26 protein-coding genes are annotated in these 20,590 nt (G+C 53.9%); 13 read left to right on the top strand and 13 right to left on the bottom strand.

Annotated elements, in window-relative coordinates:
• Positions 1–207: 207 nt before the first annotated feature.
• Complete coding sequence (locus IV493_RS09265; protein ID WP_156105688.1) at positions 208–357, bottom strand: hypothetical protein; 150 nt, start codon at positions 355–357, stop codon at positions 208–210.
• 302 nt (positions 358–659) lie between these two features.
• On the opposite strand from IV493_RS09265, the gene dtpA reads away from it, so the two are divergent.
• Both dtpA and gstA read left to right on the top strand, forming a co-directional pair.
• Complete coding sequence (dtpA, locus tag IV493_RS09270; RefSeq protein WP_033782990.1) at positions 660–2,141, top strand: dipeptide/tripeptide permease DtpA; 1,482 nt, start codon at positions 660–662, stop codon at positions 2,139–2,141.
• Positions 2,142–2,302: 161 nt separating this feature from the next.
• Entirely contained in the window at positions 2,303–2,908 is a 606-nt protein-coding gene (gstA, locus tag IV493_RS09275) for a glutathione transferase GstA (RefSeq protein ID WP_195857028.1), read from the top strand.
• A 32-nt stretch (positions 2,909–2,940) separates the two neighbouring features.
• Here gstA and pdxY read toward each other — a convergent pair whose 3' ends face one another.
• The 4 genes from pdxY to IV493_RS09295 all read right to left on the bottom strand — a co-directional run bounded on the left by pdxY (position 2,941) and on the right by IV493_RS09295 (position 6,269).
• Positions 2,941–3,801, bottom strand: coding sequence for a pyridoxal kinase PdxY (pdxY, locus tag IV493_RS09280; RefSeq protein ID WP_061062385.1), 861 nt, complete (start codon positions 3,799–3,801; stop codon positions 2,941–2,943).
• Positions 3,802–3,857: 56 nt separating this feature from the next.
• Complete coding sequence (gene tyrS, locus IV493_RS09285; protein ID WP_033732557.1) at positions 3,858–5,132, bottom strand: tyrosine--tRNA ligase; 1,275 nt, start codon at positions 5,130–5,132, stop codon at positions 3,858–3,860.
• A gap of 140 nt (positions 5,133–5,272) precedes the next feature.
• On the bottom strand, positions 5,273–5,929 hold the full coding sequence (gene pdxH, locus IV493_RS09290) for a pyridoxamine 5'-phosphate oxidase (protein ID WP_013357759.1): 657 nt from the start codon (positions 5,927–5,929) through the stop codon (positions 5,273–5,275).
• 25 nt (positions 5,930–5,954) lie between these two features.
• Positions 5,955–6,269, bottom strand: a complete 315-nt coding sequence (locus tag IV493_RS09295) for an MliC family protein (RefSeq protein ID WP_013357758.1) — start codon at positions 6,267–6,269, stop codon at positions 5,955–5,957.
• A 189-nt stretch (positions 6,270–6,458) separates the two neighbouring features.
• On the opposite strand from IV493_RS09295, the gene IV493_RS09300 reads away from it, so the two are divergent.
• The 5 genes from IV493_RS09300 to ycgZ all read left to right on the top strand — a co-directional run bounded on the left by IV493_RS09300 (position 6,459) and on the right by ycgZ (position 8,672).
• The gene (locus IV493_RS09300; RefSeq protein ID WP_013357757.1) at positions 6,459–6,662 is read left to right on the top strand and encodes a hypothetical protein; all 204 of its coding nucleotides are present in this window, start codon (positions 6,459–6,461) and stop codon (positions 6,660–6,662) included.
• Between the two features lie 370 nt (positions 6,663–7,032).
• Positions 7,033–7,266: a YgdI/YgdR family lipoprotein gene (locus IV493_RS09305; RefSeq protein WP_010245442.1), complete on the top strand. Its 234-nt coding sequence runs from the start codon at positions 7,033–7,035 to the stop codon at positions 7,264–7,266.
• A gap of 15 nt (positions 7,267–7,281) precedes the next feature.
• On the top strand, positions 7,282–7,512 hold the full coding sequence (locus tag IV493_RS09310) for a YgdI/YgdR family lipoprotein (RefSeq protein WP_010245445.1): 231 nt from the start codon (positions 7,282–7,284) through the stop codon (positions 7,510–7,512).
• 419 nt (positions 7,513–7,931) lie between these two features.
• Positions 7,932–8,204, top strand: a complete 273-nt coding sequence (locus tag IV493_RS09315) for a hypothetical protein (RefSeq protein WP_013357755.1) — start codon at positions 7,932–7,934, stop codon at positions 8,202–8,204.
• 228 nt (positions 8,205–8,432) lie between these two features.
• Complete coding sequence (ycgZ, locus tag IV493_RS09320) at positions 8,433–8,672, top strand: regulatory protein YcgZ (protein WP_013357752.1); 240 nt, start codon at positions 8,433–8,435, stop codon at positions 8,670–8,672.
• Between the two features lie 30 nt (positions 8,673–8,702).
• Here the strand turns inward: ycgZ and IV493_RS09325 are convergent, their stop codons facing one another.
• The 5 genes from IV493_RS09325 to umuD form a co-directional block, all read right to left on the bottom strand.
• Entirely contained in the window at positions 8,703–8,843 is a 141-nt protein-coding gene (locus IV493_RS09325) for a hypothetical protein (RefSeq protein ID WP_230299962.1), read from the bottom strand.
• Positions 8,844–8,991: 148 nt separating this feature from the next.
• Positions 8,992–9,606, bottom strand: a complete 615-nt coding sequence (locus tag IV493_RS09330) for a TetR/AcrR family transcriptional regulator (RefSeq protein ID WP_013357751.1) — start codon at positions 9,604–9,606, stop codon at positions 8,992–8,994.
• A gap of 197 nt (positions 9,607–9,803) precedes the next feature.
• Positions 9,804–10,079 carry a hypothetical protein gene (locus IV493_RS09335; protein WP_013357750.1) on the bottom strand — a complete coding sequence of 92 codons (276 nt, stop codon included), beginning with the start codon at positions 10,077–10,079 and terminating at the stop codon, positions 9,804–9,806.
• Positions 10,080–10,230: 151 nt separating this feature from the next.
• Positions 10,231–11,499 (bottom strand): translesion error-prone DNA polymerase V subunit UmuC, encoded by a 1,269-nt coding sequence (umuC, locus tag IV493_RS09340; RefSeq protein ID WP_195857029.1) that lies wholly within the window; start codon positions 11,497–11,499, stop codon positions 10,231–10,233.
• A 2-nt stretch (positions 11,500–11,501) separates the two neighbouring features.
• Entirely contained in the window at positions 11,502–11,921 is a 420-nt protein-coding gene (gene umuD / locus IV493_RS09345; protein WP_013357748.1) for a translesion error-prone DNA polymerase V autoproteolytic subunit, read from the bottom strand.
• Between the two features lie 337 nt (positions 11,922–12,258).
• On the opposite strand from umuD, the gene IV493_RS09350 reads away from it, so the two are divergent.
• A complete protein-coding gene (locus IV493_RS09350) occupies positions 12,259–12,510 on the top strand; it encodes a hypothetical protein (RefSeq protein ID WP_033779254.1) in 252 nt (83 codons plus the stop codon).
• An 85-nt stretch (positions 12,511–12,595) separates the two neighbouring features.
• On the opposite strand, the gene IV493_RS09355 is transcribed toward IV493_RS09350, so the two are convergent.
• Positions 12,596–12,820: a hypothetical protein gene (locus IV493_RS09355; protein ID WP_033732545.1), complete on the bottom strand. Its 225-nt coding sequence runs from the start codon at positions 12,818–12,820 to the stop codon at positions 12,596–12,598.
• A gap of 552 nt (positions 12,821–13,372) precedes the next feature.
• Between IV493_RS09355 and IV493_RS09360 the strand changes: the two genes are divergently transcribed.
• The 3 genes from IV493_RS09360 to IV493_RS09370 all read left to right on the top strand — a co-directional run bounded on the left by IV493_RS09360 (position 13,373) and on the right by IV493_RS09370 (position 15,697).
• Entirely contained in the window at positions 13,373–13,630 is a 258-nt protein-coding gene (locus IV493_RS09360) for a biofilm development regulator YmgB/AriR family protein (protein ID WP_013357745.1), read from the top strand.
• A gap of 289 nt (positions 13,631–13,919) precedes the next feature.
• A complete protein-coding gene (locus tag IV493_RS09365; RefSeq protein WP_013357744.1) occupies positions 13,920–14,768 on the top strand; it encodes a manganese catalase family protein in 849 nt (282 codons plus the stop codon).
• 65 nt (positions 14,769–14,833) lie between these two features.
• On the top strand, positions 14,834–15,697 hold the full coding sequence (locus IV493_RS09370) for a glucose 1-dehydrogenase (protein ID WP_095707261.1): 864 nt from the start codon (positions 14,834–14,836) through the stop codon (positions 15,695–15,697).
• Here the strand turns inward: IV493_RS09370 and IV493_RS09375 are convergent.
• Complete coding sequence (locus IV493_RS09375) at positions 15,690–16,700, bottom strand: UV damage repair endonuclease (protein WP_013357742.1); 1,011 nt, start codon at positions 16,698–16,700, stop codon at positions 15,690–15,692. The genes IV493_RS09370 and IV493_RS09375 overlap by 8 nt on opposite strands.
• A gap of 101 nt (positions 16,701–16,801) precedes the next feature.
• On the opposite strand from IV493_RS09375, the gene IV493_RS09380 reads away from it, so the two are divergent.
• Positions 16,802–17,167 carry an MmcQ/YjbR family DNA-binding protein gene (locus IV493_RS09380; protein WP_195857030.1) on the top strand — a complete coding sequence of 122 codons (366 nt, stop codon included), beginning with the start codon at positions 16,802–16,804 and terminating at the stop codon, positions 17,165–17,167.
• Between the two features lie 64 nt (positions 17,168–17,231).
• On the opposite strand, the gene zinT is transcribed toward IV493_RS09380, so the two are convergent.
• A complete protein-coding gene (zinT, locus tag IV493_RS09385) occupies positions 17,232–17,882 on the bottom strand; it encodes a metal-binding protein ZinT (protein WP_370584630.1) in 651 nt (216 codons plus the stop codon).
• Between the two features lie 387 nt (positions 17,883–18,269).
• Here zinT and katE point away from each other — a divergent pair, with 387 nt between their 5' ends.
• The gene (katE, locus tag IV493_RS09390; RefSeq protein WP_107319629.1) at positions 18,270–20,534 is read left to right on the top strand and encodes a catalase HPII; all 2,265 of its coding nucleotides are present in this window, start codon (positions 18,270–18,272) and stop codon (positions 20,532–20,534) included.
• The last annotated feature ends 56 nt before the right edge of the window (positions 20,535–20,590 follow it).

The raw sequence follows: 20,590 nt of genomic DNA on the forward strand, positions 1-20,590 counted from the left end.
ATTGAGAGGTTACAGGAATGTTAATTTCCTGTCGAGCATCCTGAACGCCGCGCCATAATGCTGCCACTCAGTACAAAGCCCTCACCCCTTCACCAGAGCCTGCGGCCCATTTTCTTCAACGGAAACTTTTTTCCGGTTTATGCTGCCGACAGGCTTTTCAGCCTTCCTGCGCAGTAACGCAATCGGTTTCTTGTTTTGCTTTCTGAATTAAATCGCGGGTTTGTGCTCTCGATCAGCAATTGTATGCTTTGCCGCCAAAGGAGACGCGTTAACGTTTACTTTTTCGTCATATTGCCTGGATAATGGCCTGAAACCTCCTGTAAATGCTGCTGATAAAATCTGCAGCAAACGTTTCATCTGAATTACTCTCCATTAGCAGTTAATGTTAAATCCATCCAGCGTCTCGCTCACATTCAGTTGATTTATACTGATATGCTCTTTGTCATCAAAATTAAAATCTGATCAACAGTTTGTTATAAGGTTTTTAACCCTGGATTATCAGCTCAGGCCGGTTGTCAGAAAATTCTTGCCCTGCCGCCCGTAATCAGCCAAATTAGTCGCCGCTTTTCCCTTCTAATAACAATCTCGCGCATGAAAAACTCACATGACGCGGACTTAATTGCTGTCCCGAAACAGGGTATGAAAAAACTGAGGTACATGTGTCAACTGCAAACAAACACACTGATGAGGCTGTCAGTCTCAATGCGTTTAAACAGCCGAAGGCGTTCTACTTAATCTTCTCGATTGAGTTATGGGAACGTTTTGGCTTCTATGGCCTGCAGGCCATTATGGCGGTTTACCTGGTGAAGCAACTGGGATTGTCTGAATCAGACTCCATCACCCTGTTCTCTTCATTCAGCGCGCTGGTTTATGGACTCGTCGCCATTGGCGGCTGGCTCGGCGATAAAGTGCTGGGCACCAAACGTGTGATTGTGCTGGGCGTGCTGGTACTGGCACTGGGTTATGCGCTGGTAGCATTCTCCGGTCATAACGTCAGCATCGTCTATATCGGTATGGCGACCATCGCCGTGGGCAGCGGGCTGTTCAAAGCGAACCCCTCTTCGCTGCTCTCCACCTGCTACGACAAAGATGATCCACGTATCGATGGTGCCTTCACCATGTTTTATATGTCGATCAACATCGGTTCACTGTTTTCGATGATGCTCACCCCGTGGTTAGCGGCGAAATATGGTTACAGCGTTGCCTTCTCGCTGTGCGTTATCGGGCTGATCATCACCCTGTTTAACTTCCTGTTCTGCAAACGCATGGTCAAGGATTACGGTTCTAAGCCCGACTTTGCACCGCTGCAGGTCGGAAAACTGCTGATGACGCTGGTTGGCGTCGTAGTACTGATCGCGTTGGCGAACTGGATGCTGCATCATCAGGTCATTGCACGCCTGGTGCTGGCTGTGATTGCGCTGGGTATCGTACTGGTGTTTGCCAAAGAAGCCTTTGCGCTGCAGGGCGCGGCGCGTCGTAAAATGATTGTGGCCTTCCTGCTGATGGTCGAAGCGATTCTGTTCTTCGTGCTCTATATGCAGATGCCAACGTCACTCAACTTCTTTGCTATCCGCAACGTTGAGCACACAATTCTCGGTATTACCTTTGCGCCCGAGCAGTTTCAGGCGCTGAACCCGTTCTGGATCATGCTGGCCAGTCCGCTGCTGGCGGCGCTCTACAACAAGCTGGGTGATAAGCTGCCGATGCCGCACAAGTTTGCCTTTGGTATGGTGCTCTGCTCCGCTGCGTTCCTGGTGCTGCCGGTGGGCGCGAAGTTTGCCAGCGATGCCGGTATCGTTTCTGTTAACTGGCTAATCCTGAGCTATGCGCTGCAGAGTATCGGTGAACTGATGATCTCCGGCCTCGGTCTGGCGATGGTCGCACAGCTGGTGCCTCAGCGTCTGATGGGCTTTATCATGGGCTCCTGGTTCCTGACCACCGCTGGCGCGGCGGTCATTGCCGGTAAAGTGGCCAACCTGATGGCGGTGCCTGAAAACGTAACTGACCCGCTGATTTCGCTGGCGACCTACAGCCGCGTATTCCAGCAGATTGGTATCGTGACCGCTGTCATCGCTCTGCTGATGCTGATTACGGCGCCGTTGCTGAACCGTATGACGCAGGATCCTGACGCGAAAAAATAACGTGCAGGCGTCATCGCTGCCGTGACACGAATCAGCCGGGCTCTGCCCGGCTTTTTTTATTGCTGCCCCTTTCCCTTATCGATCCCTGATCCTTATCACTGGCAATTCCACCCTGAGCCTTTACTATGCTGTGATCCCATTGCAACAAGGAGTACATGGTCATGAAACTGTTTTGCAAAGCAGGAGCCTGCTCTCTTTCTCCCCACATTGTTATGCGCGAATGCGGACTGGACTTCACGCAGGTGAGTGTTGATCTGGCCACAAAACTCACTGAACGGGGCGATGATTTTCGCCAGATTAACCCTAAAGGCCAGGTGCCCGCGCTGCAGCTCAGCGACGGCTCCGTGCTGACGGAAGGTGTTGCCATTGTGCAGTACCTGGCGGATCTCAAGCCCGATCGCCATCTGCTGGCACCGGTCGGCAGCCTGACGCGTTATCACACCGTGGAGTGGCTCAGCTACATCGGCAGCGAACTGCACAAAAGCTTTGGGCCGCTGTTTCGTCCCGGTTACTCCGATGAGGTGAAAGCACAGACGCGCAGCCAGCTGGAAGCGAAATTCCGCTATGTCGATGCGTCACTGCGCGACAGACAGTGGCTGATGGGGCTGCATTTCAGCGTGGCGGATGCCTATCTGTTTGTGGTAACGCGCTGGGCAAAAGCGCTGGGACTGGATCTGTCCGGCTTTACGGCGCTGGAGGCGTGGTTTGATCGCGTTGCCGAACGTCCTGCGGTGCAGGCGGCGCTGAAAGCGGAAGGCTTAGCCTGAGTGAAAAGGGCCGGTTGACCGGCCCTTTTGCACTACAGCTTTTCTGCTGCGAAGTGCTGCGTCGGACTGGCGATGGCATCCTGGGCCGCCACCAGTTGCAGTTCATACTCGCCCATCTGATGGGTTTTCAGCATCACCTCATAGACCGCCGCAGTGACGTGCTCCAGCGCATCCTGCAATGATTTGCCGTGCAGCAGATTTACCAGCAGCAGACCGCTGGTGAGATCGCCCACGCCGACCGGCTGACGCACACCAAAATCGACCAGCGGACGGCTGATGTGCCAGGCGTCTTCCGCCGTTACCAGCAGCATCTCAAAGCGATCGCTGCGACGACCGGCGCGCGCCAGGTGCTTCACCAGTACTACGCGTGGTCCCTGGGCAATCAGCGCCCGCGCCGCGTCGACTGCCGCGTCGACGTCGGTAACGGTGCGTTCGCTCAGCATCTCCAGCTCAAGCAGATTCGGGGCGATAATGTCGCTGGCCGGCATCGCCATTTTGCAGTGAAACTCCGCCACGCCGGGTGCCACAATGCAGCCTTTCTCGGGGTGACCCATCACCGGATCGCAGAAGTACCAGGCATTCGGATTAGCTGCTTTGACCTGCCGAACAATCTGCAGAATCTGCTCGCCCTGCTCTGCCGAACCCAGATAGCCGCTCAGCACCGCGTCACAGGTCTTCAGGCGGTCAATATCCGCAATACCTTTAACGATGTCGGTTAAATGCGTTGCAGGCATCACCGTGCCGGTCCAGTGGCCATATTGCGTATGGTTGGAAAACTGTACGGTATTCAGCGGCCAGACGTTTGCCCCCAGGCGGCGCATCGGAAACTCAGCCGCCGCGTTACCGGCGTGACCAAAAACAACGTGCGACTGAATCGCTAAAATATTTTTCACTTGTTTGCCCTGTCCTGCCTTGCCATAAAAAAGGGCCGGAAACCGGCCCTGAAATCTTACTGCCAGTTAATCAGGCAGTAATGTTTCTTGCCGCGACGCAGCAGCGTAAAACGGTTAAACAGTTTGTCGCTGTCGCTGAAGCGGTATTCCGCATCAGACTGCTTTTCACCATTCAGAGAAACGGCATTGGAGCCGATCATGGTGCGAGCCTGACCGCGAGACGGCACCAGCTCAGCTTTCACCAGCGCCTGCTGCAGATCGTCGTCAGCGCCCAGCACGATAGTGGGCATACCATCCTGCGCCAGCTGTTCAAAATCGGCTTCGGTCATGTCGCTTACGGAGCCTGAGAAGAGGCTGGCCGTAATACGTTTTGCCGCCGACAGCCCCGCTTCGCCATGCACCAGACGCGTTACCTGCTCAGCCAGTACATACTGCGCACGTGGCGCGGTGCCGCTGTTTTTGTCCTCTTCTTCCAGCGCGTTGATCTCTTCAATGCTCAGGAAGGTGAAGAACTTCAGGAAGCGATAGACGTCAGCATCCGCCGTGTTAATCCAGAACTGATAGAACTTGTACGGGCTGGTTTTCTTCGCATCCAGCCAGACTGCGCCGCCTTCGGTTTTACCGAATTTGGTGCCGTCAGACTTAGTGATCAGCGGAACGGTCAGGCCAAAGACCTGGTTCTGATGCAGACGACGGGTCAGGTCGATACCAGAGGTGATGTTACCCCACTGATCGGAACCACCAATCTGCAGCGATACGCCGTGACGCTCGTTCAGGCAGGCAAAGTCATAGCCCTGCAGCAGATTGTAGGAGAACTCGGTAAAGGAGATACCCTGATCGTCACGGTTCAGGCGCTGCTTCACCGCTTCTTTATTGATCATCTGGTTAACGGAGAAGTGTTTGCCGATATCCCGCAGGAAGGTCAGCACGTTCATGCTGCCAAACCAGTCATAGTTATTGGCGGCGATGGCGCTGTTGCTGCCGCAATCGAAGTCCAGGAATGGCGCCACCTGCTGGCGGATCTTCTCAACCCATTCGTTGACGGTGTCGCTGGTATTAAGTTTACGCTCTGCGGCTTTAAAGCTCGGGTCGCCAATCAGGCCGGTTGCACCCCCGACCAGCGCCACCGGCTGATGGCCGGCATCCTGAAAACGCTTCAGGCAGAGCAGCGGTACCAGATGGCCCAAATGCAAGCTGTCAGCAGTGGGGTCAAAGCCGCAATAGAGCGAAATTGGCCCCTGCGCCAGTTTCTCTGTTAACGCGTCTTCATCCGTCACCTGGGCGATAAGGCCCCTCTCCTGCAATTGTTGTATCAGGTTACTGCTGGTCATTACTGACTCCAAATTGATCAGACTGCACCTATGCTGGTACACAGCTTTCCGCTGAGTTGCGGAATCGAAAAAAATGAGGGCTATAGCATAAAGCGCTGACGCCTTCTGTGCCAGCGCTGATAGGGGGAAATGATGCAGATTCAGGGTGCCAGACGGTCGATTTTCCAGCCGTCGTGATCGCGCTGATAGATGAAACGATCGTGCAGACGATGTTCGCCTCCCTGCCAGAACTCCACGGTGTGAAATTTCACCCGGTAGCCACCCCAGAAGCTGGGCAGCGGCACGTCGCCCTGCTGGAACTTCTGCTTAAGCTCAAGGAACTTTCCTTCCAGAATGCCACGGGCCGAGATCCGGCTCGACTGCTTCGACACCCAGGCCCCAATCTGGCTGTCGCGCGGACGGCTGTGGAAATATTTCAGCACCTCCAGCGGCGACAGTTTCTCCACTTCACCCAGTACCATCACCTGACGCTCCAGGTAGTGCCACGGGAAGTGCAGGCAAATGCGCGGATTGTGAGCTAGCTGCAGCGCCTTGCGGCTGCCAAGGTTGGTGTAAAACACCATGCCCTGCGCATCGAAGTGTTTCAGCAGCACGATGCGCTGCCACGGCTGGCCCTGCTCATCCACGGTGGCCACGGTCATTGCCGTGGGATCGGGCAGTTTTGCTTCACACGCCTGGCTCAGCCACTGTTCAAACAGGGCTATCGGATCATCCGGCAGATCCTTACGACGCAATCCGCCGCGGGTATATTCGCGCCGCAGATGGGCAATGGTGTGTAGCGTTTCGCTGTCGCTCATAATGCTCGCCTATTCAGATAAAGAGTCAGCTGGCAGGTTGCAGCTCACAATCGTTCACGACGATTTTATCATTACGTTCGATAAATGCGCCGTTTCCTTTGGACCAGAACACATAGGTGTTGTCGCTGTAGCGCGCGCCGGAAGCGGATACCGTCTGCTTCAGCGTCAGGGGCTGGCCATCCATAATAAAGCTCACCTGCTCTTTCGCCTCATCCAGCGTCACGGTCAGGGGCAGGGTTCCGCAGCGATAGTGCAGGGTCTGCGGCGACGGTGGCTGTTTATGCATCAGGCTACAGCCCGAGAGCAGCAGCACCGCGGCAACGGTTAATCCTTTCAACATAAGCGGGTCTCCTTCACGAGTGAAGCTGGCATTATAAGAAGGATTTGGCGCGAAGTAAGTGGGAATCCACGCCAATCTGGTGGATGCTGTCAGGCAGCCTGAATTATTGCGCGTTTTCAGGCGGTTGTCTGAATGCGCAGGCCGCGTTCTCAGGCTACGCTCTATAGATCTTAAGCGAGGAAAACAAACATGAAATTTGATAACGAAGATGCATTTAAGCTGGCCGTGGCGTTTATGAACCACAAAGAGAATGCCACCGTTGCCAGCAGCTACTTTAAAACCTTTATCGACACCTACCAGAAATTTGACCGCTGGCTGAGCGCATCCGATCCGGTCAGCGCTATGAAAGCGGAAAAAGCGGCAGCCAAAGCTGGCGAAGACTCCCTTCTTTGATCCCTTTCCTCACTGGCCCGATAGTCATCAGGATATCGGGCCTGCGGACATGATCAGCTGTTAACGCTGGTGCAGACGATTACCCCTGGGACGACTCTGGCTTTAACAAAGAATATCGGCTTCGGCTGCCGTGCTTATTTCCTGCATTGGCGTCACGTTTATTCCGGCCCGGTAATGCCGCTGCTAAAACGGCATAAACAGCCGTGCACATTTGCAATAAATGCTATTCCCTGCCGTCATTCCCCAGAATAATCGCTACACCCCCCTTTTTTTGTCTAAAAAACCGGCAGCGAAGCGTGACAGGACCAGCAAACTCTATAAAGCCGTCTATGCTGTAAACGTCTGGTTATACTTCATGGAGTTGAAAAAAATGAAAATGAAATCCCTGTCAGCCATTGCTTTGCTGGCGCTTTCTTTAGGTACGCTGGCAGGCTGCGCCTCGAATCAGTCGATTAAGACCACTGATGGCCGCACCATTGTCACTGATGGTAAACCGCAGATCGATTCAGATACTGGCCTGGTTTCTTATCGCGATGCTCAGACAGGAAAAACTGAGCAGATCAATCGCAATGAGATCAGTAATATGAGTGAACTCGACAACTAATATAAGGTGAATAAGATGAAAAAAGCGCTGATTTTACCTCTCGCCGCATTGATTGGTATGACCGTATTAACCGGCTGCACCCGTACCAGTTATGCGATTCAGACTAACGATGGACGCACCATTATTAGTGATGGCAAGCCTTCTGAGTCAGATGCTGGCCTGCTGGCCTACACTGACGCCAATGGCGTGAAGCAACAGATTAATAAAGCGGACGTTAAAGCGGTCTCTGAAGTACCGAAGAAATAAACCGGGCACGCTCGTCCAGTTAATAAAGCCGCCTACGGGCGGCTTTATTTTTGCCTGCGCTTAGTACGGCATGTGGCACGACCGAATTTCTCTGCCACCTGCCGATTCCAATCAGAAATATACGTCATGCTTTGGCAATAATATGGCAGGCAGCATAGCAATAACCGTGACTCACCTGCCTGTTGCTTATCTGAATTTCAGGCAACACTATCCTTTTTTACCAGCTTAATAGCTCAGACTGTTTTACCCGTAAAACAGACGTTTGCTTTTATTGTTTTTTATTAGAGACTTATCGCTTGGCTTAAAGGTTCATTTTATTTTTAAACATTTAAACCGCGTTTATCGGCGGTTTCCGACCTTTTAGTCCGGATTGCCTTTAACTAGACTATTCATATCGTTATTCAATCAGGAGGTCGCTGATGGTTTACCATGATAAAACAATCGGTCATAGGATTCTTGGTGAAGCCGCAATCAATCTGGCGTTTGAAGAGCAGGAGATTACGCTGGTATCACTGATTCGCCAGCTGGGTGAAATGGCTGAAAACGAACGCAGCGATGAGCGCGTCGCACAGATTGCTGATGCACGCAACTGGCTCAAAGGCTTTATCGAGGCCTCAACGCGTGACCGCGCCGAATTAAACTGGCTGGTCGAGACTGGACAGGCGCCGGTTTTCCTCAAAGATTATCGTTAATGCGCTGAATGATGGCGCTGTCGGTTCAGGGTGCCAGGCCTCGCCTGGTGCCCTTCCGCCTTTCCCTGCACCACGCCAGTTTTTGCCTTTTTCCTGTTTATCACTGAACGCTATGCAGATAGCACAAAAACCCCCTCTTCTGCGCTGAAATAGCTATACAGGCTCGCTTTTTTTGTATAACTTTGCCGCGAACCGATCGTTTTTCCATCACCTGACAGGAAATCACCCATGTACCCGAACCAGAGACTGCCGCGGACGGCAGACGATATTGCCCGTTATTTTAATGCGGCAAGCCTGCCCTCACAGCAGGAAACGCTGGGCCAGGTGGTGGTGGAAATTCTGCATGCGGGCGGGAACGTAAACCGTAAAGCGATCTGCACCAAACTTCTTCGACGGCTGGAAACAGCGTCTACGCTGGAAGATGAGCGCCACTACCGTGCTCTCATCAGCCTGCTGTTTGGCCGTTAAGCAGCGGACGCTCTCTGCCAGCGACTTCTGTTAATGCGTCAGCGGTTCCCCGCTTTCCGTCACCTGCTGTTGCAGCGGATGTTTCGCTGCGCGGGTTTCAAATCCCCCCTCGGCAGCAAAAACAGAGCAGCCAATAGCGGCTACGAGTGTCAGTAAGATTGAGGTTTTCACGAAGCAGGCCTTAATTATTACGCTACAGAATAAAACGTAAAAGCCTGGCACATAAACAGCGCCGGGAAAAGCGCACTGCAGACTTTCTCTGTCCGACAAAATGCGGGCGGAGAAATGCCGGCTTATTGATTGACCCGCCCCGTAACGATTACCCCAGTACTTTTAATGCCAGCGCCAGCGTCTGCTGTTCGTTGCTCACATCGCTGACCTTGCCTGCCACCCGCATACCGTAAGCAATGCAGAGGATTAAACCGGCTGCCGCTTCACTGTCCAGCGTGTTATCGATTGAGCCATCCCGTTGCCCCAGCTCCAGCAGCGAGACCAGGAAGCGCTGATTACGCCGGACTACCTCATCAATACGCTGCGCCAGCGCCTGATCCATCGTCTGCAGCGCAATGGCGCTGGCAACGACCAGACAGCCGCGCCTCCCTTCGATAGCACGCGCCGAGTCGAGATAGAACTGCAACAGCTCGGTTATTTTTTCCCGTCCGCTGATACAGGGTGCCAGACGACGGCGCAGCTCGGTATTTCTGAGCAACAGGTAACGTTCAAACACCAGCAGAAAGAGCGAGCGCTTATCTTTAAAGGCCTTATAGATGCTGCCTGCGGAGAGGTTCATCGCCTCACCCAGATCGCTTATTGATGTGGCGTGATACCCTTTTTGGCGGAAAACGATCATGGCGTGATCCAGAGCCTGTTCAATATCGAACTCTCTGGGGCGTCCCCGCTCTTTGTTTTTATGCGCTGTCGCTGTCGTGATCATTGTTACCGGTCTGGGAGGTACGTTCCTGTCAGAATCAGCCCGGATTCTATCCCAGGCACGGGTAACAAGTATAGATAGCGGCGATCGGTCAGCGACCTGACACTGACGGATGTCCGTTTCTGTCGCCCGATGATCAAGGGAAATAACCGGTTGTGCCCTGCAACCCGACACAGGTTACAGGGCAAACCGGTCACGACTCATTCAGATAATAACGCGGTCTCTTTGCGGCGATCTGCCCGTTGCTGCCTGCGTTGCTGGGCGTTTATTTTGATGAGCCATAACATAAACTGCTTAATAAGCAGGCTGGCGTGGCTCTCATTGTCAGCAAAGCATAAAAAGAGTCGGGTTTTGATATTGTTGTCGTCGTCGACCGCATAAATCTCATAGTCGTCGTGGTGGCGGGATTGAATGATTGCTGTGAAATGTATTGCAGGCCAGAGCATTACTCTGGCTTCAAACTCTCTGAAATCCATTATATTTACCTGGTCATTTTTTTAAAATGCCCGATGAAAAACGACTCAATCGGGCCAGGCAAAGGATAACTTCCTGTCACTTTAATCGCGTGATAAAAAAAGCTTTTAGCAGACGCTGTTACGACAGCAACAGAGGAGGCCGGACCCGCACCTACTTAACCGCCACCACCGGCAAATCTGCTACCCGTGTGGTATAGGCAGGTGACAGCATCTCGCGCTTCATCGCCCAGGCCTTGTTGATTCCCTGCCCGGCAAACCACAGCTTTCCGCTGCCGGTTTTGTTAATTTTATCCATCAGCTGCATCAGCTCCTGGCTGTTGCGGCGTGGCTGATGCTCATCAAACAGATCAAGCTGGGCCACGCCCTGACTGAAAAAATCCCCCAGCACGATGCCCGCCTTGATATAGCGATATCCCTTAATCCAGATGTTATCCAGACACGCCATTGCTACGTTGATGATGTCGCGGGTGTCCTGCGTCGGGATCAGCAACGTCTCTATAGACTGATTGCCATAAAAGGGTTCGTCAGTTGCGTGCGGGCTGGTGCGCAAAAATACCCCTATCTGACGGCAATACTGGTTCTCACGACGCAGTTTCTCTGCCGCGCGCTCCGCATAGGCACAGACGGCTTCGCGCATCTGGTCATAATCGGAGATGCGGCTGCCAAACGAACGCGAACACATGATTTGCTGCTTATCCGGTGTCACTGACTCCAGTTCCAGGCAGGATTCGCCACGCAGTTCTCTGACGGTACGCTCCATCACCACGCTGAACTGTTTGCGAATGGATTCGGTGCTTTGATCGGCCAGATCTTTCGCCGTCATAACGCCCATGGCGTTGAGTCGTTTGCCGATCCGGTGCCCCACGCCCCAGACGTCAGCCACATCGATCAGTGCCAGCAGCTTTCTCTGTCGTTCGGGGTCCGACAGATCAACAATACCGCCGGTTTTGCTCCACTTTTTGGCCGCAAAATTCGCCAGTTTGGCCAGCGTTTTGGTCTGTGCAATACCGACGCCGACGGTCAGATGGGTCTCTTTGCGGATCCGTTCTTTGACCTGACGGCCAAAGGTCTCCAGCGCCATGCAGTTCTGCACGCCGGTGAGATCCATAAACGCCTCGTCGATCGAGTAGATTTCTACCGAGGGGGCCATCTCTTCGAGGATGGTCATCACCCGATGGCTCATGTCGGCATAGAGCGCATAATTTGAACTGAAGACCTGTACCGCGTGACGCGTCAGCTCTTCGCGCATTTTAAAATAGGGCGCGCCCATTTTAATGCCGGCTTTCTTTGCCTCGGCGCTGCGCGCAATCACACAGCCGTCATTGTTGGACAGCACCACCACCGGTTTGCCTTTCAGATCCGGCCGGAAAACGGTTTCACACGACGCATAAAAGCAGTTCACATCGACCAGCGCGAACATGGTCAGTGTGTCGATTTAATAACAAAGGTCACTACACCAAACACCTCCAGCGCATCTTCGGTCTGGATAGCGATCGGTTTAAATTTGGTATTCATCGGCATCAGTTGCAGGCAGGGGTGAAGCTGAAGACGTTTAACGGTAAATTCACCGTCGACGGCGGCCACCACGATATCGCCGTGTGAGGCGGTGAGCGAGCTGTCGACCACCAGCATGTCACCATCGTTAATGCCCGCCTCAATCATCGACTCGCCGCTGACGCGGACAAAATAGGTGGCGCTGGGATGCTGCACCATCAGCGCATTGAGATCGATACGTTGTTCGACATAATCCTGCGCCGGGGAGGGAAATCCACACGGCACACGTTCGATATAAAGCGGTAAAGGCATAACGGCGCGAATGTCCGCAGGTTTAATGAATTCCATAATTTCACTCCTTTCTCAGATTACTGTATATAAATACAGTAATAGCTAATCCCCCATTTAATCAAGTGACACGGAACATTTTTAGGCAAAGGAGTTGATAGTAATGCACTTTTTTAACCCTCTTTTTTCTCACTGCTGTGAGAGTAAGCAGAAACGGGTTACTTTTGCCGCAGTACGGGAATATCAGCGTTTTTTTCTTTCAGTAACTAATCTTATAAATTCACCCGCTGATTATTTTTACTTAAGGAAAATCTGACAACGACTCTGTGGCATTCGCTGAGGTTTGAATATTCAACGCGGGCTGGTTATTCTGCCTTTTTTAAGGCCTGGAGGGGTTATGGCAGACGACGATCGAATTAAACATCTGGAAGAGGCAGTTGCACAGTTAACGGTTGAGACCACGGTATTAAAAGCGATACTCGGTCAGCAAATTGCGCTGAATAATCTCAACTACAAAGGGAAATTTGACGATGTGCTGGCCGCCCTGGCAAAAGAATATGCCGAACGCGGTCTGGAGGAAGGCAACAATCAGGCAATCCATGACGCCCTGCGCCAGTATATTAAATATGAGCCACCCGCAATGGAATAGGGCTTTCCGGCAGCGTCCGCTCACCGGACGTTACCGGCTCCTGAACACTGCCATCCCCTGACCGGCCCCGTCCCCGGGTTAGGGTTTACGCCTGGCTATCACTCTCCAGCGCATCCTGAATCGCATCGGCCAGATTACCAATTTCATTCGCCACGGCCTGCAGGTCCCAGGAGGCTTTTGAGCCGGTTGCTGACGTTGAAGCGCTGACGGACTCCTTTGCCACTGAAAGCGCCGCTGCTACAGCCACTGAACGTTTATGTTGTTCCTGAGTCACGCCCGCAGGCGGAATCGCAAAATAGTCGTGAACCATGATCATTTCCTTGTGATGAATAAGGGCTCAACCTTAGCCTTCTGCATCAGGTGTGGGAAGTGAATTATGTGGCATGACCTGTCAGGCGGACAGGATTGCAGCAGTCATGTTGCGTTGTCCGCTCTCCCTGCGCAAAAAACCTGTACGGCCTGTACAGGTTTTTGGCTGAAATGTCTGGCTGAACGGCTATTGTATCGTTTTCGCACGGCGGAAAAAAAGAGGCGTTACGCACCAGCGGACGCTATCATCCTGCGGAAAAAAATCCTTTAAAACCCTGAATTAACTCAGATAAAGACTGAAAGCCCGATACGCTTCCGTTGTCTGCCTGCCCCTCAACACCTCTGACCAGTGATCTTTTGTCAAATTTTATTGTACAACTTTGCCATTCTTGTATAACTTTGTCTCGTGATGTTAAATCACTTGTAACGAGTGTGCTTTGCACCGCATCTGAAGGTGTTGTGGATTTCCACCTTCAGATGCAATTTTTTTTGCGTCAGCCGGTTACCGGCTCTGAATCGACGCATTCCTCCCCAATTTCTTATGAGGCCTGACATGCAAACAACGATGAATACAGAGTCTCAGATTTCTGATTACTTCATGAACTCTGGTACAGCGCTGACGACTGAAAAACAGGTTATCGCCGCGGTCCATGCTGAACTCGCACGAGCCAAAGCCCATGTCTCCGATAAAGACATCGTGCTGGGCCTGATTCACCACCTGGAGAGCGAGCGCGACGTGGTTAAGCAGGATATTTACCGTCAGGCTCTTGAACATGTTCTGCAGCGTGCAACAGCTACCAGCGAAAGCTAAAAACCTGTGTCTGTTATGACGGAACGCGAATTAGCACGGATGCTTTTCCACTACGGAATCGGCCCCTTTTAAAGGGGCTTTTTTATTGCTGCTGCACTGCATCACCCGCCTCTTTTTTACCTCCCGCATAGCCTCCCCTGCCGGACCACATATAGCGCTACTATTTACCGTTTTTGCCGCTTATTTCACCTTAAATTGCGATTAATTGCTCTCGGTTCGCTTTATTTATCCAATATCTGTGTCCAGGCTTTTTCTGCATCCACTGCAAACACAGACGAGGAAAATAATCATGTTTCATCATTCATCAAAACTTCAATTCCCGGTTCGTGTAGAGAAGCCCGATCCAGAGTTTGCCATGCTGTTACAGCAGGCTATCGGCGGCGTCGAGGGTGAGATTCGTGTAGCGATGCAATACTTTTTCCAGGCGATGGGCGCGCGGGGTGATGCGCGGATTCGGGATCTGCTGATCTCTACCGCCACCGAAGAGCTGAGCCATATCGAAATGCTGGGCTACGCCGTAGCGCTTAACCTTGAAGGCGCACCGCTCTCTTACCAGGAAGCGTCAGCGAAAGATCCGGTCGTTAATGCGATTCTGGGCGGCATGAATCCGCGCCATATTCTCTCTTCCGGTCTGGCGGCAATGCCGGTGAACGCCAACGGCATGCCGTTCGACATGAGCCACATCTACGCCTCTGGCAACGTGGCGGCCGATATGCTGGCTAACGTCACCGCAGAAGCCACCGGCCGCGTACTCGCCACCCGCCTCTACAACATGACCGAAGATAAAGGCATGAAGGATTTCCTCTCCTTCCTGATCGCCCGTGACACCATGCACCAGCAGCAGTGGCTGGCGGTGATCGAAGAGATGGGGGGCCTGAACGCATCGCTGCCAATCCCGAACAGCTTCCCGCAGGAACATGAGGCGCAGGAGCACTCTTACTACTGCCTGAATACCTCACTGGATAAACCGCTGCCGGAAGGTCGCTGGAGCAGTGGCCCGGCTTACGATGGTCATGGGCAGTTCAGCGCGAAGCAGCAGCCCGAGATTCTGGGTGATGAGCCGCTGCTGGGCAACGCCCGTCCTGGCTCCGGTGCACAGTCAGAGCAGATTGATGGCGTCACGCCACCGAAACCTTAATTGCCCGCCTGTCAGGGATCGATGCCCTGACAGGTTTTTCCCATCTTTTTTATGGAGGAGACGTCATGTCATCCACTCAGCGTCCACAACCCCCTTTCGAAGAGCAGCAGCAGACGTGGCCCGGCAGTACCGCCGCGATGCAGCCACAGCCCGATCATGGTGAAGAGAGTTATCAGGGTTCAGGCCGTCTGGCGGGTAAAAAAGCGATTATTACCGGCGGCGATTCCGGCATTGGCCGGGCCGTGGCGATTGCTTTTGCCCGGGAAGGGGCTGACGTGCTGATCTCTTATCTTGATGAGCATGAGGATGCGCAGGATACCGCCAGACTGGTTGAGGCCGCCGGTCAGAAAGCGATTTTAGTGCCCGGTGACATTACCGATGCATCACACTGCAACGCGCTGGTCGATAAAGCCGTTGAAGCCTTTGGTGAAATTAACATTGTGGTGAATAACGCGGCGTATCAGATGACGCGCGAATCGCTGGATGAGATCGGCGACGACGAGTTTGATCGGACAATGAAGACTAACCTGTACGCGATGTTTTACATCACCAAAGCGGCCACAAAACATATGCCTGCAGGCGGCTCGATCATTAATACGGCCTCGATCAATGCTGACCAGCCGAAACCGAAACTGCTCGCCTATTCCGCGACCAAAGCCGCCATCGTTAACTTCTCTGGCGGCCTGGCAGCCCTGCTGGCGGAGAAAGGCATCCGTGCCAATGCGGTCGCACCTGGTCCCATCTGGACACCGCTGATCCCATCGACCATGCCGGTTGAACAGGTGAAAAACTTTGGCAGTGAAGTACCACTGCAGCGTGCCGGTCAGCCTGCTGAGCTGGCACCCACCTATGTGATGCTGGCCAGTGATGAAGCCAGCTACATTTCCGGGGCCACCATTGCCGTTACGGGCGGCGTCGCGATTATTTAACGTCTGCCGATTCCCTGGCCCCTTCAGCCAGGGGATCCTTTAGCAGCTTCTGCGCGACGCCCCACTGCCAGAGCGGTTCCCGCGCCAGATTTTTCATTTTCACTTCGCACATGATGTCGAAAGCCTGAAACGACAGCGCCCACCCATTCAGCGTCGGATTGAAGAAGAAGTCAGAGTGCGCCCGCAGTTTGCTTTTGCTCACGCCCAGTTGCTGCTGATCGGGCCAGCCCTCCTGCGGAATAATCCCCTCCTGAGAAATCGAATAGTGCAGCACCGGTCGCACGCCGCGCCAGGAGTCGATTACCCTGGCCACACGCGCGTCATCCGGCTGAATAAACTCGCTCTCTTTCACCCAGTGATGGTGGATATCCAGCACAACCGGACAGAGGGGTGCCGCCTGCAGCACATCATCCAGCGAGCAGGAGATCTCATCATTCTCCACCGTCAGCATCAGCCGCGCCTCCGGGCTGAGCTGATTAAACGACTGCTTAAAGCCGTCGAAGCCCGCCTTACCATTCATATGAATGTTGATTTTAAAATCCTGGAAGGTCTTACCGTAGCCCATCAGACAGGCGCAGAGCGTGTGATACTCCACATCCTCCAGTGCGCGCACCACCACATCGGGATTATCGGAAGCCAGCACGGTATATTGTCCCGGATGGAAAGAGAGCCGGATATCATGTGCCCGTGCCAGCTCGCCACAGCGGGCAAACAGCGGATAAAGCTCAGGCAGGAATTCCGCAAACAGCGGCGTCGCTTCGGGCACCGTGTAAAGTGGCAACAGATCGCTGCCGATACGCATCATTCGCAGCGGCGGCGGTAACGTGGCCAGATGCTCAAGCGTCAGGTAGAGATTATTGAGATTAGTAACGGTGATCTCATGAACCAGCTGATGACGTTCAGCGTGCGGTAAACTCAGAAATCGTTTACGGGTCGTCGCGCGAAACGGGAAGAACTGTTTGCCATCGCTATTGAGATATTTACATGCAAAGCCTAATTTCATGACTGCTCCTGATTAATGCTTATCAGAAGTGTAACAGGCCTCTGGCGACCAGCCAGTCGCGGGCCACAGCGACAGACTGAATAATGACAGGGAGAGAGACTATGCAGGGTCACGCGATCCAGCGCATCGCTATCGACGCGGCTGAACAGCTGCCCGCCGCCGAATCAGGCTATCCATTCGGGCCGGAACATCAGGTTTATAAAGTGTGTGGAAAAGTGTTTTTACTGCTGACCGAACTGCGGGGCGTACCGATTATTACCCTGAAATGCGAACCGCAGCAGGCAGAGCTGCACCGAGTGATCTATCCCTCGATCACTGCCGGTTACCATATGAATAAGCGCCACTGGATTACGGTGTATCCCGGCGACGGTCTCTCGCCAGGCCTGATTCAGCAGCTGGTTGAAGAGTCATATCGGCGGGTGGTGCGCGGCATCCCCGCCTCACGCCGCCCGGTGTGGGTGGGATAAAGGCGGCGAAAGGTAATAATGAAAACCCGCTGTGACCAGCGGGTCATCAGCCCCGCCCCGGCACTCAGTGGTGCAGCATCTCATTCACCACCTGTGCGTTCGTCATCTGGTAAGGGTAATAGGTTGGCCAGTTGTCCATCTCCGCCAGCAGGGCCTGCTGAGACTCGTTACCCATAAAGATATGGAAGTGGGCGGACTTTCGCGGCCCGATGGTGTGGTCGCTGAACTGCACATATTTCGGCGCCTGACTGCTGGCGTCCTGGCACTCGAACAGGTAGCGCACCCCTTTCTTCCCGGACGTATAGGTCAGGATTTTGTGGCCTGCATAGTGATAGTGGCAGGCGCTGACCTTATCGCCGACGTGGAACTCCATCACGCCATTTTCGATCCCAATGGTATCGACGTCGGTAGCGTAGCCTTTGCGATAATAGGCCTTGTACTGTTCTGCCGTTTTACTGTTGTCCTGCTGCGCTTTCTTCTGCCAGACCGGGTCCAGTTCGCCGCTCTGCAACAGCGGATAGACCGACTGCCAGATTCCGTCCCAGTCAGAAAGCGGACGATCTTTCACATCGCTGTCAGCGAAAACCCCTTCAGCCGCCTTCTGCTCCATCGCTGACAACGGTTTTCCATGGGCATGCGTACCATGTGCCAGCGCCTGCTGACTCATTAACAGCGCGCCGACGATTCCCATCCATTTACCTGCATGATTTTTCAAAGCCTGATCCCCGATTAATGTAACAGCCAGAAATGTTATGATATAACATTTCACAATTCAACTCTGATGAACACTTCCCGGCATTAATTTTATTTAATGGTCAGGGGCCTCTTCTGGTACATCCCACTCACCGGTAATAAGCGGAACTGCCGTGGCATCAAAGCGGGTTGCCACTATAGCGGGCGCGGACTGACAGGCCGCTAAGCCAGACGGCACAAGGCGTGAATAAGCGAAGCGATAATGAGGGCGAAGAGATAAGCGCGCGTTTTGAACCCGACAAAAAAGGCGCTGCGGGGTGGTTTAAATCGCGGATTTAACCTCAGCATTGTTCAGGTTGTTCTATATTTAGTGTCGCCGAACGTAAAATAACAGCTGGAGCATGGATTAATGTCGAAAGAAACCGAGAAGAAACCCCTGAGCGAGCGCGCGCCGACCACCGGCCCGGAATCATCAGAGCCGGGGCTGGGATCGCTGGCACCGAAAGATGGTTCACATCAGCCCCCAGCCGAACCGACCCCGCCAGGCAAACAGCCTACCGCCCCGGGCAGCCTGAAAGCGCCACAGACACACAACGCCAAACTTGATCAGCTTGAAGCCAGCCGCAAAAACGGCACCGACCGCCCTCTGACCACTAACCAGGGCACACGCATCGCCAATGATCAGAACTCACTGCGTGCCGGTTCGCGTGGTCCGACGCTGCTGGAAGACTTTATTATGCGTGAGAAGATCACGCACTTTGACCATGAGCGTATCCCGGAGCGTATCGTGCACGCCCGAGGCTCTGCCGCACACGGCTATTTCCAGCCTTATCGCTCCCTGAAAAATCTGACCAAAGCGCAGTTCCTCAGCGATCCCGAGCAGACCACCCCCGTCTTTGTCCGCTTCTCCACGGTTCAGGGCGGCGCAGGTTCTGCCGATACCGTGCGTGATATCCGCGGTTTCGCCGCCAAGTTCTACACCGAAGAGGGTGTGTTTGACCTGGTCGGCAACAACACGCCCGTGTTCTTTATTCAGGATGCGCACAAATTCCCTGACTTTGTGCACGCCGTGAAGCCAGAGCCGCACAACGAAATCCCGCAGGGTCAGAGCGCCCATGACACCTTCTGGGATTACGTCTCTCTGCAGCCGGAAACCATGCATAACGTCATCTGGGCGATGTCTGACCGCGGCATTCCGCGCAGCTATCGCACCATGGAAGGCTTTGGTATCCACACCTTCCGCCTGATTAACGCCGAAGGCAAAGCGACCTTTGTCCGATTCCACTGGAAGCCGGTGGCCGGTAAAGCCTCGCTGCTGTGGGATGAGTCGCAGAAACTGACCGGTCGAGATCCCGATTTCCATCGTCGCGATTTATGGGAAGCGATTGAAGCGGGTGACTTCCCGGAATATGAACTGGGTCTGCAGCTGATCCCGGAAGAAGATGAGTTCAAATTCGACTTCGATATTCTGGATGCCACCAAGCTGATCCCGGAAGCGCTGGTGCCGGTTGAGATCGTCGGTAAGATGGTGCTTAACCGTAATCCGGACAACTTCTTTGCCGAAACCGAGCAGGTGGCGTTCCACCCAGGTCATATCGTGCCGGGTCTGGATTTCTCCAACGATCCGCTGCTGCAGGGTCGTCTCTTCTCCTATACCGACACGCAGATCAGTCGTCTGGGCGGACCGAACTTCCATGAGATCCCGATCAACCGTCCGACCTGCCCATACCATAACTTCCAGCGTCAGGGCATGCATCGTCAGGATATCGACACCAATCCGGCAAACTACGAGCCGAACTCGATCAACGACAACTGGCCGCGCGAAACCCCACCTGCTGCAACCGGTGGCGGCTTCGAGAGCTATCAGGAGCGGGTTGAAGGTCATAAAGTGCGTGAGCGCAGCCCGTCGTTCGGTGAATATTATGCGCAGCCGCGTCTGTTCTGGAACAGCCAGACAGAGGTTGAGCAGCAGCACATCATTGGTGCCTACTCGTTTGAGCTGAGTAAAGTGGGTCGCGCCTATATCCGTGAGCGCGTAGTCGATCATCTGGCACGCATCGATACTAAGCTGGCGCAGGGCGTGGCGGATAACCTTGGACTCGCCCTGACCGATGAGCAGCGTAATATCCAGCCGCCGGCGGCAGTGAACGGCCTGACTAAAGATGACAGCCTGAGCCTTTATGCCATCCCGGATGGCGAGATCAAAGGTCGTCAGGTGGCACTGCTGCTGAGCGATGGCGTGAAAGCGGCTGATGTGCTGGCGATTCTGCAGGCGCTGAAAGCGGAAGGTGTGCACACCAAACTGCTGGCACCGCATATGGGCCAGGTGCGTGCGGATGACGGCTCAGTGCTGCCGGTTGATGCCACCTTTGCCGGTCTGCCTTCTCTGACCTTTGATGCGGTCATCGTGCCGAATGGCAATATCGATGCCCTGCTGCTAAGCGGCGATGCCCGTTACTTCCTGCTGGAAGCCTATAAACACCTCAAGGTGATTGGTCTGGTGGGCGACGCGCGCCGCTTTAAAGCGCAGTTCGGCCTGGAAGATGCCGATCAGGAAGAAGGCATTGTGCAGGGCGACTCCGCTGAGATCGCGCTGATGTCGGATTTCACGCAGGCGATGAAAGCGCACCGCGTCTGGTCCCGTAGCCAGAAGGCACAGTCCGTTCCGGCCTGATGCGTTGAGTAAATAAAAAACCGCCTCCAGGGGCGGTTTTTTTTATGCCGGAAAGC

Origin of the sequence: Pantoea sp. SM3640 (assembly GCF_015654165.1) — a bacterium.
Classification (GTDB): domain Bacteria; phylum Pseudomonadota; class Gammaproteobacteria; order Enterobacterales; family Enterobacteriaceae; genus Pantoea; species Pantoea vagans.